The sequence below is a fragment of the Streptomyces sp. NPDC049577 genome (genome assembly GCF_040675635.1).
Taxonomy (GTDB): Bacteria; Actinomycetota; Actinomycetes; order Streptomycetales; family Streptomycetaceae; genus Streptomyces.
Genome location: NZ_JBFAPH010000141.1, coordinates 1 through 16,202, shown reverse-complemented (window position 1 = coordinate 16,202; position 16,202 = coordinate 1). Strand labels below are relative to the sequence as shown.

The 16,202-nt window shown below is 72.5% G+C and carries 17 protein-coding genes; 7 read left to right on the top strand and 10 right to left on the bottom strand.

All coding sequences use genetic code 11. The features are described from left to right. On the bottom strand, nt 1-1,394 hold a 1,394-nt coding region (locus tag AB0K09_RS17490), incomplete at its 3' end, for an erythromycin esterase family protein (protein ID WP_366066254.1). Between the two features lie 137 nt (nt 1,395-1,531). Between AB0K09_RS17490 and AB0K09_RS17485 the strand changes: the two genes are divergently transcribed. Further along, nucleotides 1,532-2,356, top strand: a complete 825-nt coding sequence (locus AB0K09_RS17485; RefSeq protein ID WP_366066253.1) for an APH(3'') family aminoglycoside O-phosphotransferase — start codon at nt 1,532-1,534, stop codon at nt 2,354-2,356. A gap of 13 nt (nt 2,357-2,369) precedes the next feature. Here the strand turns inward: AB0K09_RS17485 and AB0K09_RS17480 are convergent, their stop codons facing one another. The 3 genes from AB0K09_RS17480 to AB0K09_RS17470 all read right to left on the bottom strand — a co-directional run bounded on the left by AB0K09_RS17480 (nt 2,370) and on the right by AB0K09_RS17470 (nt 4,548). Continuing rightward, nucleotides 2,370-2,918, bottom strand: a complete 549-nt coding sequence (locus tag AB0K09_RS17480) for a hypothetical protein (RefSeq protein WP_366066252.1) — start codon at nt 2,916-2,918, stop codon at nt 2,370-2,372. Nucleotides 2,919-3,385: 467 nt separating this feature from the next. Next, entirely contained in the window at nt 3,386-3,922 is a 537-nt protein-coding gene (locus AB0K09_RS17475) for a hypothetical protein (protein WP_366066251.1), read from the bottom strand. A gap of 233 nt (nt 3,923-4,155) precedes the next feature. Further along, entirely contained in the window at nt 4,156-4,548 is a 393-nt protein-coding gene (locus AB0K09_RS17470) for a DUF4345 domain-containing protein (RefSeq protein WP_366066250.1), read from the bottom strand. Between the two features lie 88 nt (nt 4,549-4,636). Between AB0K09_RS17470 and AB0K09_RS17465 the strand changes: the two genes are divergently transcribed. Further along, nucleotides 4,637-5,245 (top strand): TetR/AcrR family transcriptional regulator, encoded by a 609-nt coding sequence (locus AB0K09_RS17465; RefSeq protein ID WP_366066249.1) that lies wholly within the window; start codon nt 4,637-4,639, stop codon nt 5,243-5,245. 778 nt (nt 5,246-6,023) lie between these two features. After that, nucleotides 6,024-7,649: a metallophosphoesterase family protein gene (locus tag AB0K09_RS17460; protein ID WP_366066248.1), complete on the top strand. Its 1,626-nt coding sequence runs from the start codon at nt 6,024-6,026 to the stop codon at nt 7,647-7,649. Between the two features lie 6 nt (nt 7,650-7,655). On the opposite strand, the gene AB0K09_RS17455 is transcribed toward AB0K09_RS17460, so the two are convergent. Next, on the bottom strand, nt 7,656-9,989 hold the full coding sequence (locus AB0K09_RS17455) for an NACHT domain-containing protein (protein ID WP_366066247.1): 2,334 nt from the start codon (nt 9,987-9,989) through the stop codon (nt 7,656-7,658). Nucleotides 9,990-10,200: 211 nt separating this feature from the next. On the opposite strand from AB0K09_RS17455, the gene AB0K09_RS17450 reads away from it, so the two are divergent. Next, nucleotides 10,201-11,055, top strand: coding sequence for a methyltransferase domain-containing protein (locus AB0K09_RS17450; RefSeq protein WP_366066246.1), 855 nt, complete (start codon nt 10,201-10,203; stop codon nt 11,053-11,055). On the opposite strand, the gene AB0K09_RS17445 is transcribed toward AB0K09_RS17450, so the two are convergent. Continuing rightward, on the bottom strand, nt 11,018-11,794 hold the full coding sequence (locus AB0K09_RS17445; RefSeq protein ID WP_366066245.1) for an SAM-dependent methyltransferase: 777 nt from the start codon (nt 11,792-11,794) through the stop codon (nt 11,018-11,020). The two genes, AB0K09_RS17450 and AB0K09_RS17445, sit on opposite strands and share 38 nt — an antisense overlap. A 35-nt stretch (nt 11,795-11,829) precedes the next feature. Continuing rightward, the gene (locus AB0K09_RS17440) at nt 11,830-12,435 is read right to left on the bottom strand and encodes a TetR/AcrR family transcriptional regulator (protein WP_366066244.1); all 606 of its coding nucleotides are present in this window, start codon (nt 12,433-12,435) and stop codon (nt 11,830-11,832) included. 48 nt (nt 12,436-12,483) lie between these two features. Here AB0K09_RS17440 and AB0K09_RS17435 point away from each other — a divergent pair, with 48 nt between their 5' ends. The 3 genes from AB0K09_RS17435 to AB0K09_RS17425 all read left to right on the top strand — a co-directional run bounded on the left by AB0K09_RS17435 (nt 12,484) and on the right by AB0K09_RS17425 (nt 13,835). Further along, nucleotides 12,484-13,032, top strand: a complete 549-nt coding sequence (locus AB0K09_RS17435; protein WP_366066242.1) for a GNAT family protein — start codon at nt 12,484-12,486, stop codon at nt 13,030-13,032. A gap of 69 nt (nt 13,033-13,101) precedes the next feature. Next, nucleotides 13,102-13,437, top strand: a complete 336-nt coding sequence (locus tag AB0K09_RS17430; protein WP_366066241.1) for a hypothetical protein — start codon at nt 13,102-13,104, stop codon at nt 13,435-13,437. 23 nt (nt 13,438-13,460) lie between these two features. Beyond that, nucleotides 13,461-13,835 carry a hypothetical protein gene (locus tag AB0K09_RS17425; protein ID WP_366066240.1) on the top strand — a complete coding sequence of 125 codons (375 nt, stop codon included), beginning with the start codon at nt 13,461-13,463 and terminating at the stop codon, nt 13,833-13,835. 71 nt (nt 13,836-13,906) lie between these two features. On the opposite strand, the gene AB0K09_RS17420 is transcribed toward AB0K09_RS17425, so the two are convergent. The 3 genes from AB0K09_RS17420 to AB0K09_RS17410 form a co-directional block, all read right to left on the bottom strand. Beyond that, nucleotides 13,907-14,899, bottom strand: a complete 993-nt coding sequence (locus tag AB0K09_RS17420) for an alpha/beta hydrolase-fold protein (protein ID WP_366066239.1) — start codon at nt 14,897-14,899, stop codon at nt 13,907-13,909. Nucleotides 14,900-14,930: 31 nt separating this feature from the next. After that, on the bottom strand, nt 14,931-15,419 hold the full coding sequence (locus AB0K09_RS17415; protein ID WP_366066238.1) for an RICIN domain-containing protein: 489 nt from the start codon (nt 15,417-15,419) through the stop codon (nt 14,931-14,933). 56 nt (nt 15,420-15,475) lie between these two features. Then, the coding region (locus AB0K09_RS17410; protein ID WP_366066237.1) for a M23 family metallopeptidase at nt 15,476-16,202 on the bottom strand (727 nt) is incomplete at its 5' end.

Sequence of the window (16,202 nt, the reverse complement as noted above, 5' to 3'; positions counted from 1 at the left end):
GCCCGGACCCGGTGCAGGTGGACGAGGGCGTCGTAGCTGCGCGCGAGCGCGATGGAGTGCGGTGGGGCGGGGTAGGCCGTGCCGATGTCGTACGTCGGCCGGGCCTGCCGCAGCCAGTCCGCGGCCGGTGGCGGTGCGGTGCGCAGATCGAGCAGGAAGTCGCGGTGGCGTACGCGGTCGAGGGTGTGTTCGTTGCTGCCGGGCTCGGCCGGGCCCACGGTGAAGCGGCGGAGGTTGCGGCCGGTCATCTCGTCGCCGGGTGCCGTCCCGAGGAAGGAACCGCGATCGAAGGACATCCCGATCGCGACGTACCGGTTGCCGAGCCGGTCGCGGAGGAACGCACCTTGCGTCCTGGGGTAGTTCCGCGGGTCGTTGCTGCGGTAGCCGACGTGGCCGTTGTGGGCGGAGAGCAGCACCTTGGTCGCGGTGTTCCGCTGCCACCAGACGGTGTTCTCCGCCATCACCCGGTCGCGGAAGAGCATGGCCGCGGCGACGCCGTCCTGCCGCTCATAGTCGAAGGCGTACTGGTCGGCGGTCTGCCGCAGCACCTCGGCGTTGCGCACGGCCCAGTGGTACGCCTCCCGGGCGGCGTGCCCCTGACCGGGCCTCTGCCGCCGCAGCAACTCGAGTGCGTCCCGGGCGTGTTCGGCCTTCGCGCGGCGTACGGCGAGGGGCTCGGTGAGGTAGTCGCGCATGTACGGCCCCGTGGCCCCGGTCGGCCGCAGACCGCGGTACAGCTCGGTGAGCCGGGGCAGGACGGCGGGGTGGGCGGTGCGGACGTAGCCGAGGACGCGGTCGTAGAGGCCGGGCCCGGACCAGGAGACGTCGTTGCCCAGGAAACGGACGGGGTCCTGGGGGTGGGCGAGGTTCCAGGAGCGCATCCACCGCAGGAGGGAGAGATTCTCGCGGTTGTTCCACAGGAGGTAGGCGTCCTGGAAGTCCTCCCGCAGGATCCTCTCCGGGTCGCCCTTGCCGTACCGGACGTAGTCGTCCAGCCGCAGGCCGGTGCTCCAGGGGGCCTCCAGGGCGAAGGTGCGGAAGCCGCGTTCCTGTACGAGGTGGCGGAAGACGCGCTGTTTGAGGGCGAAGAACTCGTGGGAGCCGTGCGTGGCCTCTCCCAGCCCGGCCACGCGTGCGTCGCCCACGATCCGGCCCAGGGGACGCAGGTCGTCCAGGGGTCCGGAGGGTTCGGCGGAGCGCAGCGGGTGTGCGGCGCGGTCAAGGGCCCGGACGACACCGGCGTCCCGGTCGGGGACGGGAGCGGCAGTCCCCGGTGGTGGGCTGTCCGGGGCGGCCGCCGCCGATGTGCCGGCGCCGAGGGAAAGGGAAAGGGTCAGGGCCAGAGCCAGGGGCAGAGACAGGGCCGGTAAGAGGGCGATGGGCTTCCGTTTCATGCCCCCAGAGTGGGCGCGGCAGCGGCGGCGGGGCCATCCGGCAGGCCCCCGTATCACGGTGGGGCTCCCCGGGGCCGGCCGTCGCGTTTCTTGCGGCTGGAACGGGCCGGGACGGCGGGCTGGCCAGGATCACGGCCATGAGTGATCACGCCGGAGTTCGCGCTGTTTCACCGGGGTTGTTCCGTGCATGCGGCGACGGCGAATGGTTTCCCGTCGCCGCGGGCGAGTCGCAAGCCGCTGTCTTCCGCAGCGCGAACACCGACCGGTACGCCAAGTGCGTCCCGCCAACGGCCGCCGCGGAGCTGGAGGCCGAGCGCGACCGGATCGCCTGGCTGGGCGACCACGGTGTACCGGCCCCCCGGGTGCTCGACTGGCAGTCCACCGACGTGGGGGCGTGCCTGGTGACCAGCGCGGTTGCCGGCGTACCGGCTGATCAGGTGGCCGCCGCCGACCTCCGCCTCGCGTGGGAGCCCATCGCCGATGCGGTCCGCCGGCTGCACGCGGTCCCTGTGGCGCACTGCCCGTTCCGCCGGGACCTGGACAGCATGCTCGCCATGGCGCGCGACGTCGTGGCCCGAGGCGCGGTGAACCCGGAGTTCCTCCCCGACGAGCAGCAGCACACGCCGCCCGCGGAACTGCTGGCCCGCCTCGTCCCCCAGGTGGCGCGGCGCCGCGCCCAGGAGACCGCCGACACGGTCGTCTGCCATGGCGACCTGTGCCTGCCCAACATCATCCTCGACCCGCGGACCCTGGATGTGGCGGGGTTCATCGACCTCGGCCGCCTCGGACTGGCCGACCGCTACGCCGACCTGGCCCTGCTGCTCGCCAACGCACGGGAGACGTGGCCCGACGAGGAGCAGGCCCGCATCGCGGACACGGCGTTCGCCGCGAGGTACGACATCGCCCTCGATCACGACCGCTTGCGCTTCTACCTCGGCCTGGACCCGCTCACCTGGGGTTGATCACCGAGAGGGATCAGCGATCCAGGCTGAAGCTGAAGTCGGTGAAGCGGTAGGTCGTCGTCCCGCCGACACCCGTGGCGAACGTACCGTTGGCCTGTTCGCTCTCACTGGAGTCGACGAAACGACCGTCGCTGACCTGCCCGCTGCCGGTGCCCCGGGCGTTGCCGTGCTGGCCGCTGGAGAGCTTTTCCAACCGGCTGGTGACGTCGATGGCGGAAGTCAGGCCGTCGTCATAGCTGATGGTGTCACTGGTGGAGATCCGCGTCACCAGCCCGCTGGTGCCGAGCACGGCTCCGGAGACGCGGATGGTGGCGCTGTGCCGGGGGCCGTCGGGCTCGTCGCAGGTGAGATTGCCGTGACCGGAAATCGCTCCGGACACTTCGTTGACATTGAGGGCGATGGTGCCGAAGCAGAACAAGGCCGTGGCCTCGCCATGGGCAACGGCGACGGCGTTGCCGTTGCCGGCGAGGCCCAATGCGGCCGCCGCGGCGAGCGCCGCGGTCCAGGAGACTCTTCGTCCTGTGGACGGAATCTCGGCCGATGAGCACCGTGTGAGCCGCATGAGCCCTCCTGCCGCGGATGCCGCCCCCGGCCCGATGGCGGGGGGTGCCTCCATGTCACCAGAGAGACCGGCTGAATTCACCGTCGCTCACGTAATCCACCCGGGTGAGGGATATGTCCCGTATTCGAGGGGGGTGCCACGGTGGCTGGCAGCCGGTAGGTACCGGCAGTGCCCGGTCGGCGCGCGACCCCGCAAGCGATCGTGCGTGCGACGGCGGAGCGGGGGGTAGCGTCGATGCCGGCGTCACGCTTCGCACTGCTGGTATGTGTCAGGCCGCCGCCTAAGCGGCGAAGCGCTGGGGGCATGGCGTCGTGGTGGAACGCGAGGTGGATGACCGCGTCCGCGTCGGCTGCGGCCAGGGACGTGATGGCGTCGAGGGCCGCGCCGAACGCTTGCAGCGGCGTGGCTGTGCCGGGCGCGGCCTCGTTGATCGCGTCCCGAACGGTGATTCGGGCCTGGAGGAGGGCCTAGGCCCGGCTGAGGGCGTGCTCCTTCAAGAAGGCCCCCGCGTGGGCTGCGGCCTCCTCCTTCGTCGCGTACCAGGTGCCGGCGTCGGCCGCCCCGTGCGTTCCATCCGCGCCTCTGCCGGTCCACCGCCAGCCGCCGGACGAGGGATCCTGCGTCACTTCGGCCGTTCCGCCGCACAGTTCGAGTGCGCCGCTCGTCCGCGCCGCTGTGGTCGCCGGGCGGCTGACGGCTTCGGGCCACTTCTTGCGGGCGCCCTGCCGGGTGATGCCCCACACGGCGCCCATCTGTTCGTAGCTCGCGCCGTAGGACCCGGCGGTGCTCGCTGCGATCGCCGTCAGCCGTTTGACTTCTGCGTCCACCACCTTCCAAGCGGCCAGTACGGACAGTGTCACCTCGACGGGGTCCGCCTCCCACATGCGGTCCTCGGGCAGCCCTGATGCCCGGGAGCGCAAGGTCGATGCGAGGGGGTTGAGGACGTCGTAGAGAGCCTTGTCGAGCTCTGCCTGCTCTTCGGGAGTGATCTCAAATAAGGTCATACGACAACGCTAGTTTACAACTGCCGTGTCGTAAACCTTGGTTGTCACGCATGGTCGGTCGGTCGGCGCAGCCGCGGGCGCCGCCGCCGTCACGGCTCCGGCCCGCGCCGTTGTCCTGACCGGCGGTCAGGTCGGTTTGCGCCAGGCGAGGTGGACCCGCATCCCGGCCCCGTTGGTGGCGGGCGGCGCCCGGCCGGCCCCTTCCGCCGCTCCCCTGTGACGGCGGAAGGGGCTCAGGCCCTTGCTCGCAGCGCCCGCTCCTCCGCGTCCGCGAGCCAGAAGTACACCGGCGGCAGCCCGAGTTCGATCACCATCAGGACCACCTGGAACCCGTCCGGCCGCCCCTCCATCGCGATGGACAGCACCCGGCTGAGCCCGCCCAGCAGGAAGACCCCGGCCAGCAGCCGCACCGTCACCGCCGGGACCGGTGTCTGCCGTACGGCCCACAGCCAGGCCAGGCCGTACCCGGCGAAGACCGCGCCCATGAACCGGCCGAAGCTGTCGATCGTCGCGCCTGCGTCCCCGGCGCCCGGGATCGCCGCGTTCCCGGCCGCCATGTGGAGCAGCCCGATCGCCACGCACGCGATCCCCATCGTCCACGCGAGTACCCGCAGAGTCCTGGCCATGATCCGGCCACCGCCCCCTCGTGCTTGGTTGACGCGTGTCTACTACGGTAGCGGTCGCTGGTAGACGCGTGTCAAGTAGTCTTCGTGCATGCCGCCCCGCCAGCGCCTCACACCCGCCGACCGCCGCACCCAGCTCCTCGCCGTCGGCGCGCAGCTCTTCGCCGCCCGCCCGTACGAGGACGTGCTGATGGAGGACGTCGCGGAACAGGCGGGCGTGTCCCGCGCGCTGCTCTACCGTCACTTCCCGAGCAAGCGCGACCTCTTCGCGGCCGTTTACCGGCAAGCGGCCGACCAACTGCTCGTCAAGTCCCGTTTCGACCCTGCCGACACCCTGGTCGAGCAGCTCATCGAGGGCATGGACGCCCACCTCGACTACTTCGTCGCCAACCGCAACGCCGTCCTCGCCGGCAATCGCGTCCTCGCCGGCGACCCCGTCGTCCAGACGATCATCACCAGCGAACTCGACACCCTCCGCACCCGCCTGCTGGGCGTTCTTCCCCTCGCCGACGACGCCGCCCGCGAGGCCCTCTCCCAGGTACTCAAGAGCTGGCTGGTCTTCGTCCGAGTGCTCGTCATCGACTGGCTCACCACACAAACCTGCACCCGCACGGAACTCCGCGACGTATGCATCGGCGGCCTCCTCGGCGCCATCCGCCCCCTCCTGCCCACCGACCCCGCACCCGACTGGCCACACTGACCTCTGGCCCCCTGGGGGCGGTCGCGCAGTGGCCTGCCGCGGCGCGATCCAGTCTCCGGCTCCGTGCGCTACCGGGATCCGCGCGAACGGGCTGGAATGGCGGCGGCGGCCCGCCGAGCGGCAGGCGTCCTCGCGCTCGCGCACCGGCCGGGCTGCCGGTGCAACGCATATGAGAGGGTTGCCGCGTGATCAATGACGCACCGTCACCTGAAGTGCCCCGCTGCGGTGTTCTCGGCCCCGATGACCTCATGGACCACTTCGGCTGGCCGCAGTGCGACCTGCCCGCCGGCCACTCCGGGCGCCATCGCGATCAGGGTCGGGACATGAGCTGGGTCGGGGAGGACTGAGGAAGCGGCGGTCGATCGCCGGACGTCCTGCACGAGCGAAACCGGCCCGTCGAGGCGGAGCAACCCCGTCCGGGGGGGCACCGCCCGTCACGCCGAGGCGATCGGCTCCACGCGCGGTGTGGCGATGCGTACGTAGTCGTCCGTGGTCAGGTTCCAGGTCCGGGTCGAAGGAGAACGGAAGGATCGTGCCGCTCGCGCAGCCCGAGAGCCGCTCGGCGGCATCCTGTGGGGCGAAGCCCGCGTAGGTGCCGCCGAGCAGGGTTTTGATGGCGGCCAGGTCGACGCGCTTGTCGCCGGGGCCGGCTGCTTTTCGGTGCAAGGAATGAGCCGGTAGGTCCGCCCCCGGACCACAAAATCGCCATGGGCAGATCAAACGTAGATCACCTACAGTGCCCAGGACCATCAACTCCCCCACAGGAGCAGGGTGTTTCATGGCGATCTCGCGTAGGTCCGTACTCAAGGGCTCGTCGGCCGCGGCCGCCGTCCCGTTCGTCACCGGTGCCGCCGGGGAGGCCGCCGCTTCCCCCTCACCGGCGGAACCGGCGCCCGGGCCGCTGCTGCAGAGCCGGCCGCACCGGCTGGGCGCGCCCGGGGTGCTGGGTGTCCACCTGCAGTTCGGCTCGGACCCGGCCTCGGAGATGACCGTCTCCTGGATCACCCCGCAGTCGGTCCGCCGGCCGCAGGTGCGGCTCGGTTCGCCCGCGGGCGGGCACGGCGGCCGGGTCGTGGACGCCGAAACGCGCACCTACCGGGACGGGCTGTCGAAGGAGGAGGTGTACGTCCACCACGCCCGGATCACCGGCCTGCGCCCCTCGACCACGTACCTGTACGCGGCCGGGCACGACGGCGCGACCCCGGAGACCGGTTCGTTCACCACGGCGCCGCGCGGCCGCGCCGCCTTCACCTTCACCAGCTTCGGCGACCAGGCGACGCCCAACCTGCGCCGCGTCGTCCACCTCCCGGACGGCGTCCCCTCGCCCGTCAACCGCTACCCGCTGTACACCAGCAGCCAGGTCGGCTCACCCGCCTCGGCGGACATCGTCTCCGCCGTCGAGCGGGTCGCCCCGCTGTTCAACCTCGTCAACGGCGACCTGTGCTACGCCGCGATCGCCGGTGCGTGGGGCACGAGCCGGGTGGCGACCTGGGCGGACTGGTTCATCAACAACAGCCGCTCCACCCGGCTGCGCCCGTGGATGCCCTGCGCGGGGAACCACGAGAACGAGCAGGGCAATGGCCCCATCGGCGCCGCCGGTTACCAGACGTACTTCGCGCTGCCCGCCTCGTCCGCCTCCTCCGACGAGGAGACCCGGGGCATGTGGTACGCGTTCACGGTCGGCGCGGTCCGTTTCATCAGCCTCGCCAACGACGACGTGGCGCTCCAGGACGGCGGGGACACCTACATCAGCGGCTACTCCGGCGGCGCCCAGCGCCGCTGGCTGGAGCGGGAGCTCAAGGCCGCGCGGGCGGACCGGGGCATCGACTGGGTCGTGGTGTGCATGCACCAGCCGATGATCTCCAGCCACCGGAGCGCCGGCAGTGATCTGGGGGTGCGCCGGGCCTGGGGCCCGCTGTTCGACGCGTACGGCGTCGACCTGGTGGTCAGCGGGCACGAGCACCACTACGAGCGGTCGCACCCGGTGCGCGGCACCCTGCCCAACGAGGCGCGTACCCCCGTTCCGGTCGCCACCCGCACCGATCTGATCGACACGGGCCGGGGCACCGTCCATATGGTCATCGGGGCGGGCGGCAACATCGCCACGAGCCAGGACGACCTCTTCGACACGCCGCGGGCCCGGGTCCTGGTCGGCCTCAAGGACGACAAGACCTCCTCCGGCCACCGCGAGGCGGTGTGGATCCCCGAGGAGGCGCCCTGGGCGGCCGTCCAGGACCGCAAGTACAACCGCGGCTTCGCGGCCTTCGACGTCGATCCCGGCGACCGCCGCGAGGGCCTGACGCGGATGCGGGTCACCTACTACACGTTCGACGGGCCCCACGGCGATCTGACGCCCGTCGACACCTTCACCCTCCAGCGCCCGCGTTCGGACGCGCGCCACTGAACCGCTTCAGTCACCGGAACCGCCCGCGGCGAGGTGGTGCTGGAGGCTCGCGTGGCGGAACTGGTAGACGGGGCCGACCTGGCGGAGGATGCCCAGCCGGTGGGCGTCGGCGAGGAACGCCTGCAGGCGCAGGGGCAGCCTGCCGCGGGCGGTGAGCAGCAGGCGGGCCACGGTGTAGTGCGGCCAGGCGAAGGCGGTCAGCGCCAGCACGGCACCCATGGCCATCAGTTCCGAGAGTGTCGTCGACACGAGGCGGGGGAGTGAGGGCGTGAGCCCGTCCCGGCCGGTGACGACGCTCATCACCAGGGAGACGTCGTCCGGCAGGTGGAAGAGCAGGGCTCCCGCCACCGCGCTGACCACGGTGATGAGCCGGTCGGCCCGCACCGAGTCGGCCGGGGTCGTGACGTCCAGCCGGGAGGCGGAGGTCCGCACCGACCGGACGACGGCCAGCACGGTGCCGAAGAACAGGCCCGTGAGGATCCCGGTCTCCCATACGGTCACCGGGGGCACGGCCGACGCCGGGCGCCACGGGTCGGCCGGCCGGATACCGGTCAGCACGTACAGCTGGAGGGCCGCGCCCGTCAGCACGGCGGCACCGAGGACGGTCGCCCCGGCGGGCAGCAGGCGGCGCCGCCAGTGCGGCAGGGCCAGCGAGCCGCGGCTCGGCAGCTGGGGCGGGGCCGGCGGGCCGGCCGCGTGGAGCACCAGGAAGAACCCGAGCCCGTACACGCTCAGATGCCTGAGGACCTGGTCGACGGTGACGGCCGTGCCGGCCGGGGTGAGCGTCCGCCGGACCACCACCTGGAACAGGGCGTTGACCAGCGCCCCGCACACGGCCGTCAGGGCCGCCGTGGCGAGCGGGCGGGCCTGCGCGCCGGCCCGGGCGGCCGCCCCGGCCGCCAGGCACTGCATGCAGAAGAGGGCCGCGGCCACCCCGCCGGTGACCAGCACACTGTCCTGGAACGGCCACTGGGGCACGGGATCGACCGCCCGGTGGACCCCATAGCCCAGCAGGGCCGGTACGGCCGCGGCGAGACTCCACAGGGCGGCGCGCGGCACCGTCCGGGCCGGCGCGGGCACCCAGCGGTAGAGCTGCCACCACGCCAGGTCGTGCGTGCCCTGACGGCTCAGCCCGACGGCCAGATGGGTGAGATGGCGCAGGGCGTACGCGGCGGACCACCGCCGCCGACCGCCCGGATCGCGGCGCCGGGCCCGCTCGTACAGACCGGGCACCAGGGCGTCCAGCAGATGCCGCTCGATCGCCGCCACCGTCGGGAAGCGACCGGTGTCGGCCAGCTCGGCCGGGTCCCCGCCGGCGTCCGCGTACACGGTGCGGGCCAGGGTCACCAGCAGGGGCGTGCGCAGCGCCTGCGCGGCGGCTCCCTCCGGACAGTGGTTCACATGCCGGGCCAGACGCTCCCAGCGTTCCTGCGGCGGACCGGGCGGGGCGGCCAGCCGCAGCAGGTCCAGGGCGTCCGCCGCGTCGAGGGGCGCCGGTTCGACGACCGTCGCCCCGGTCAGCACGCCCGCCTCGGCGACGGTGCGGCGGTACGCGGGGGTGCGGCTCGTCAGCACCAGCGGCGCGTGCGCCGGGAGGGAGGTGTTCAGGGCGGCCAGCACCGCCGGCTGGGTGGGCGGGGGCAGTTCGTCGAGCCCGTCCAGCACCGGCAGCACGCGCCCGCCGGCCAGCAGGTCCTCGACGGCGGTGCTCCCGTACGCCTCCGTGTCGGCCAGCGCCGGGTAGCCCGCCGCGATCTGGCGTGCCAGCCAGTCGGGGGCGCTCTGGCGCGACGGGTCGAAGGAGGCGAGCGACAGCAGCACGGGCACCGGTTCGCCGGCAGCACGGTCGCGCAGCAGCGCCAGTGTGAGCAGCACCGCGAGGGTCGTCTTCCCGGAGCCGGCCGGGCCCAGCACCACCAGGCGCCGGTGCGGCGGGCGCAACAGGGTGACGGCCAGGTCGCGCGGGTCGTCCGTCCGGCAGGAGACGGGATCCCCGGTCAGCTGCCGGTGATCGGACACGTCGGGCAGCGCGCAGTCCCACCACAGCACGGGCAGCGGCGCCGGATCGAACAGCTGCCGCAGCACCGCCTCCTCCTCCCACTGCCGGCGCACCAGGTGCGCGAGAATCTCCGTGGCCTCCCCCACCTGCCCCCAGGTGGACCGGCGTTCACGAGGACGGCCGCGCCACGCCCACACCGCGAGCGCACCGCACAGCCCGGAGAGCACCGCCACCGCCGCGCCGGCCCGCTCGGCGGAGGTGAGAGCACCCGGCAGCATCGACGCGGGGACGAGCAGCAGAACCCCGTACAGCAGCCACGTCCCCCTCCACCGCCACCGCATCCCCCGCCCCCGATCTGACCGGCCCGGCCGGTCGTGCCGATACGACGTGCAACCTGCCCCCGCGGGCGGAGGTCACGCCTCCGCGAGGTGCGGCACGGGCCACGGCGCACGGCGCCCCTGCCGCCCGGCTCGGTTCCGGTCGGGCGATTCCCGGGTACGGCTGGGGGAGCGGGCGCCGCAGAGCCCGTTCCTTTCCACGGAGGTGGCGCGGATGACGCAGTTCCCGGGGGCGGTGCCGTCCCCCGCGATGGCGCCGGTGGTCCAGGAGACGTACGGGCCGGCCGATCTCGGGGCCACGCCGTTGTTCGGCGGAGGCTTCATCAACTTCGGTCACTGGCACGGCATCGATCTCGATCGCCTCCCGACCGAGGACGACAGGATCCGCAGCCAGCAGGCCCTCTACCGGCACGTGCTCGCCGCCCTGGCGCCGACCGAGGGGCTGCGTGCCGTGGAGGTGGGCTGCGGGCTGGGGACGGGCTGTGCCGTGGCGCTGGGGGAGTACGGCTTCGCGCAGGTCACCGGCATGGACATCCACCCGCAGCAGCTCGACCGGGCCCGCCGCGCACAGGCGGGACTGCTGGCCGGGCCGGCCGAGCGGCTGCGCTTCGTCCAGGGCGCGGCCGAGAGCATGCCGTTCGGTGACGCCGAGTTCGACCGTCTCTACAGCGTCGAGGCCGCCCAGCACTTCCGCGACCTGGACGCCTTCGCGCGGGAGACCGCCCGCGTCCTGAGGCCTGGCGGCCGCGCCGCCGTCACCAGCTTCTTCGTGCCCGACGCCGACCCGGCCCGGCCCGCACAGCTGGCCGCCCTGCTCGACACCTTCGCCACCGGCCTGGACGTCGCCCACAGCATCCCGGAACTGACAGCCGGCCTCGAACGGTCGGGACTGACCGACATCCGCGTCGTCTCGATCGGCGCGGCGGTGTGGCCCGGCTGGGACCGCTGGCTGTCGACGATGTGGCAGCCGGGGACCTGGCCGCGCAACTTCCTGCGGGCCTACCGCGAGGGCCTGCTCGACTACTTCACGATCACGGCTGCCCGCCCCGCGGCGTGCGCAGGGCCGTGATGAAGCCGGTGCCGGACGGGTTGGCGGTGGGCCTGCCGTAGTGGGCCGCGACCTCGTCCAGCGGGTGGTTGCGGGGGTGCCAGCCGTGTCCGGCGAGCCAGTCGGCGGTGCCTGCGCCCAGACCGCCCTTCCACAGCGAGGTGATGTGGGCGACGGACGGGTCGTCGAGAACCGTTCTGCCGCTGCGCCCCCGTTCCAGGGCGAGCATGCTGCCGGGGGCCGACAGTTCGCCGACGGTGGTGAGCAGGGCGGCCGACTGCTCGGCGGTGAGGTACACCAGCAGGCCCTCGACGAGCCAGGTGGCCGGCCGGGTGGGGTCGAAGCCGGCCTCGCGCAGCCGGTCGGCCCAGGTTGGGGTCAGCAGATCCGCGGGTACGGCGGCGCGCTCGCAGCGCGGCTCGGCGGAACGGGCCGCCAGCACGCGGTGCTTGAAGTCGAGGACCGGCGGCAGGTCGACCTCGTACAGACGGGTCCCCGGTGGCCAGCCGAGCCGGTAGGCGCGGGTGTCCAGGCCGGCCGCGAGCAGGACCACCTGGTCGTGGCCGCTGTGGAGCAGCTGGTCGTCGTAGAAGCGGGTGCGGACGACCGTCTGGAACGCGAGGACGGCGGCCAAGGGGCCGGGGCCGGGCCGCGGGCGTAGCGGTTCTCCGGAGGCGGCCACGAAGGCCGCGGCGTACGGGTCTTCGAACAGGGCGTTCTCGGCGGCGCTCTCCTGGGCGCGGACCCGGGCCACGGCCACGGCCGTCCTCGATACTGCGCTCAGCGGTCGCGAGGTCATGGCTCAGAGTACGCCGGGCCCGCCGCGAGGCCCGCGAGGTAGTCGTCGAGGAGCTCGGTCTGGCGGGCCGGCGGAAACGCCTCGGGGTTGAACAGGGCCTGTACCACCAGGCCCAGGACGAAGGACTGGGCGCCGGCCGCGACGCGGGCCGGGTCCCCGGGGGGCAGCTCGCCGAGCCGCTGGGCCCCGGCGACCAGGTCGCGCAGCTTGTCGCGGCCCCGCGCGTACTTGCCGGCGTAGTCCTCGCTCAGGCCGGGGTCGGCGAGCGCGGTGTCCCAGGAGGAGACCCAGACCCGGTTGCTCACCGTCGCCTCGGGCGTCAGCGGCAGGATGTCGAGCAGGGCGGCCCGCACGGCGGGCAGGCCCTGCTCGGCGACCCGCCGCCGGCGTGCGAGCGTGCGCGATTCGAGCAGGTCGAGGGCGTACGCCACCAGGTCCCGCTTGGCCGGGAAGTAGTGGGTGAGCAGGCCGGTGGTCGCGCCGAGCTCCGTGGCGACGGCGCGCAGGGTCAGACCGCCGAACCCGTGCGCGGCCAGTACCCGCCAGACCGCTTCCGAGACGTCGCGTCGACGGGCTTCGTGATCTCCCTTGGTGCGTGCCATGCTGCTACCGTACATAGTCATAACACTTGTTATGTGAATGGGGTCATCATGTTCTCTCTCCAGCTGCGGAGCAACGCCGGCCTCCGTCCCCTCGAGGCGTGGCACGCCGAGGAGTTCGCCGCCCATCTGGACCGGGCCCGAGAACACATCCGCCCGTGGGTCGGCCCGGCGTTCGTCACCGACGACATCGAAGGGGCCCGGGCCACCCTGCGGCGGTACGCCGAGCGGCAGGCGGCGGACGGTGCCCGCATCTACGGCATCTGGCTCGACGAGACGCTGGTCGGCGGCGTGATGTTCGTGGACTTCGACGCCGCCCTGGGTTCCTGTGAGATCGGCTGCTGGCTGGAACCGGCCGCCGAGGGCCACGGCCTGGTCACCGAGGCGTGCGGTGCCCTGCTGGACTGGGCGTTCGCCACCCGGGGGCTGCACCGCGCCGAATGGCACTGCCGGGCCGACAACGAGCGGAGCTCCGCCGTGGCTCAGCGGCTCGGGATGACGCTCGAGGGCGTACGGCGCGAGGCGTGGCCCTACGGCGGCGCCCGTCACGACAAGCAGATCTGGGCGGTCCTCGCCCCTGAGTGGAGCGCCCGCCGGTAGGGCGGATGTCTGCTTATGTGACCTATTCGTGCCACGGATAGCCGATTTGTCGGTGGGCAGCCTGATGACATGATGAGCCTTCGCAGAGCCGTCTCGGCTCTCTTCGTCACGGGCCTGGCCCTCGCCGCGCCCGCCACCGCAGCCGCCGACGCAAGAGCGGCCGGCCCCGCGCCCACGGCGCGACACCAGTGCTACACCGTCGAGCAGGCCCGCACCGAACTCGCCCGCCGGGCCGCCGAGCCGGGCCACCGGGGCCGCGCCATGGTGCCGGTGTGCTCCTCGACCGGGGCCACGCAGTGCGACCCCGGTTCGCACACCCTCTTCTGCCAGTACATGTGCCAGGAGTGCGACGGGCTCGTGTGTTCCCAGCCGTACTTCCAGTGGGTGGCCTGCGGAAGCTGCTGACGCGGCGAGGGGGGAGAGGAAAAGTGACGACTTCGACGAGGATGACGGGCCGGTTCCGCGGAACCGTGCTGACGATCGCCTCGGCGCTCACGCTGCTGGTCGCGCTGCCGACCAGCGCGCAGGGAGCGACCGGCTCGTACACGTACGTGACACAGGCCGGACAGGCCATCTCGGGCCGCGACCCGCAGAGCGACATCTGCCTGCAGATTCCGGGCGGCGCGGTGAGATTCTCGAACGACACCACCGACACGGCGTTCCTGTACGCGGACTCCTCCTGCGGCGGCGGATGGGCCCTCGTGGGCGTCGGCGCCACGTGGGACTGGCAGGGCGTGCCGGCACTCGGCGTGCGCTTCGGTTCCACCACCGTGGCGGCCCCGGCGGGAGGGACACACCCCTGACCGCGCCGAGCGACCGATGAGTGGGGGGGCTTCGCGCGGGCAAGCGCGAAGCCCCCCCGGCCCCCCTGAGGTCACGCCTTGCGCAACCGGTCGATGATGCCGTTGATGTCGTCGATGAACGCCTGCGGCCGGATGATGTGCCCGCCCGGCTCCTCGCGCCACTCGTGCGGGATGCCGGCCTGGTCGAGGAGGGCGCGGAAGTCCCGCTGACCGCCCAGCACCTCGGTCTCGTTGAACGAGTCGAAGGGGTTGGTCCGGTCCGGGCTGGTGCCGGCGACCAGGAAGATCCGCTTGTTGCGGTAACTCTCGATGCGCTCGACCGGGTTGTCGGCGCTGACCCTGGCCTGGTCCCAGAACGGCACGCCGTAGACCGAACCGCCGCCCAGGTCCCGGACCGCGGAGGACACGTTGGCCCAGTGGACGACCAGGCCGCCGTTGCGGCGCAGGCTGGCCGGCCCGGAATGGGCGCTCACCGAGGCGAAGTGGCCCCAGTACTTGGCCGCGTACTTCAGCGCGCCGAAGCCGCCCATCGAGAATCCGGAGACGGCACGGCCGTCGTACTCGGCGTAGGTCCGGAAGTTCGCGTCGATCCAGGGGATCAGCTGGGCGATGTGGAAGTTCTCCCAGTTCCGGGGCCCCACGTTGGAGCTGACCGGATTGGAGTACCAGCCCGCCTGGCCGCCGTCGGGCATCACGACGATGATCGGCTTGCCGGCCGTCCACTCGCGGACGCCCTGGTGGTCGAACTCGATGAAGTCCTGCAGACCGCCGTGGAGCAGGTAGAGGACCGGGTAGGTGCGTCCGCTGACGTGGTAGTCGTCGGGGAGCAGGACGTTGACCCCGGGGCCGGGGTTCCAGCCGATCTCGGCGGTCTGGAACCGGTAGTACCACATGCGGGGGTCGCTCTCGTTGCGATCCACGATGTGCAGCCCGAAGCCGTCGTCGGCCGCACGGGCCGCCGTCGCCGTCGCGACGACGCCACCGGCTCCGAGCGCCATCGCCGCGGAGATCCCGCCCACGGCTTTGAGGACGCCTCTGCGGGTGGGGCGGTGCTCGCTCAACATGACCTCCTGTGTGTGGGATGGGGGAGCCGGGTCAGGACCAGCTCTGGTTCGGGCTGCTGTCGCACGCCCACGTGCGGAACCCGGAGCCGTCGCTGTCCTCGAGGCAGCGACCGGTGACCTGGCCCTGGAAACGGACGGTGCCGTCGTTCCAGACCTTGATCCACCAGCTCTGCTCCGGGCTCGAATTGCAGATCACGGTGCGCAGACCGTTGTCGGTGTCCTCGATGCAGCGGCCCGTGTTGATGTTCCGCAACTGGCGCGTGCCGTCGTTCCAGACGTGCACGTTCCACTTCTGCGGACCCGAGCCGTTGCACGACCAGGTGCGGAACCCGCCGTTGGTGGTGTCGTCCATGCACCGGCCCGTGGCCTGGTTGCGGAAGGTCTGTATCGCATCGGTGGCGCCCGCGGGGGAGTTGCGTACGGAGAGGGTGCCGTTCCCGTCGGCCAGGGCGCTCGGCGCCACCGCCAGGGAGGTGAGGGACAGTGCCGCGCCGAGCAGCAGAGCGCGTGTCCTGCGCATGGTTCGCCGGTTCCTTTCGGGTGTGGTGCCGGTGGTGAACGTTTCGCCGAGCGGGGTCAGCCGCACTGTCTGCGGACGTTGCCCGTCTCGTCGCCCTTGAGATAGATCGCGCTGATGTAGCCCACCCCGCCCGCGCGCAGGGGAAGCTCCACCCACTTGTCGTTGGAGTAGCCCCCGTCCTCGACGCGGTCTCCCGTGACCCAGCAGTTCGCGGGGTAGGTCTCGTTCGCCCCGACCGTGCTGACCACGCCGCAGCGCGTCGACGCGCAGGACCGCACGTTGGCCGCCGTCCAGGCGGTCACCGTGGTGCGCCCGTCGCCGCCGCCCGGGGTGCAGGGCAGGCCGACACCGCGTTCCGCCAGGTACGGCGCGGGGTCGATGCCATGGACCTGGGTGGAGGTGCCCACCCGCACCCGCAGATGGAGGTGGACGCCCGTGGAGTCGCCCTCGCTGCCCATCAGGGCGATGCGCTGGCCGGCCGAGACCCGGTCGCCGACGGCGACGTCCCGCTGGTACATGTGCCCGTACTCGGTCACCGTCCCGTCGGGGTGCAGGATGCGGATCCACTGGCCGTAGCCCTGCGCGGGTCCGGAGGCGATCACCTCGCCGTCGCCGACGGCGTGGATCGGGGTGCCGAGGGAGTTGGCGATGTCCACGCCGTCGTGGGTGTCGCTGTACCACTGGGTGATGACGCCGTCGGCCGGGCACGACGCGGCGAAACCCGCCGCCCGGGCGGACGCGGCGGGCCGCACGGCGAGTGGCGCTGCGGACTGCGCGGCGGAC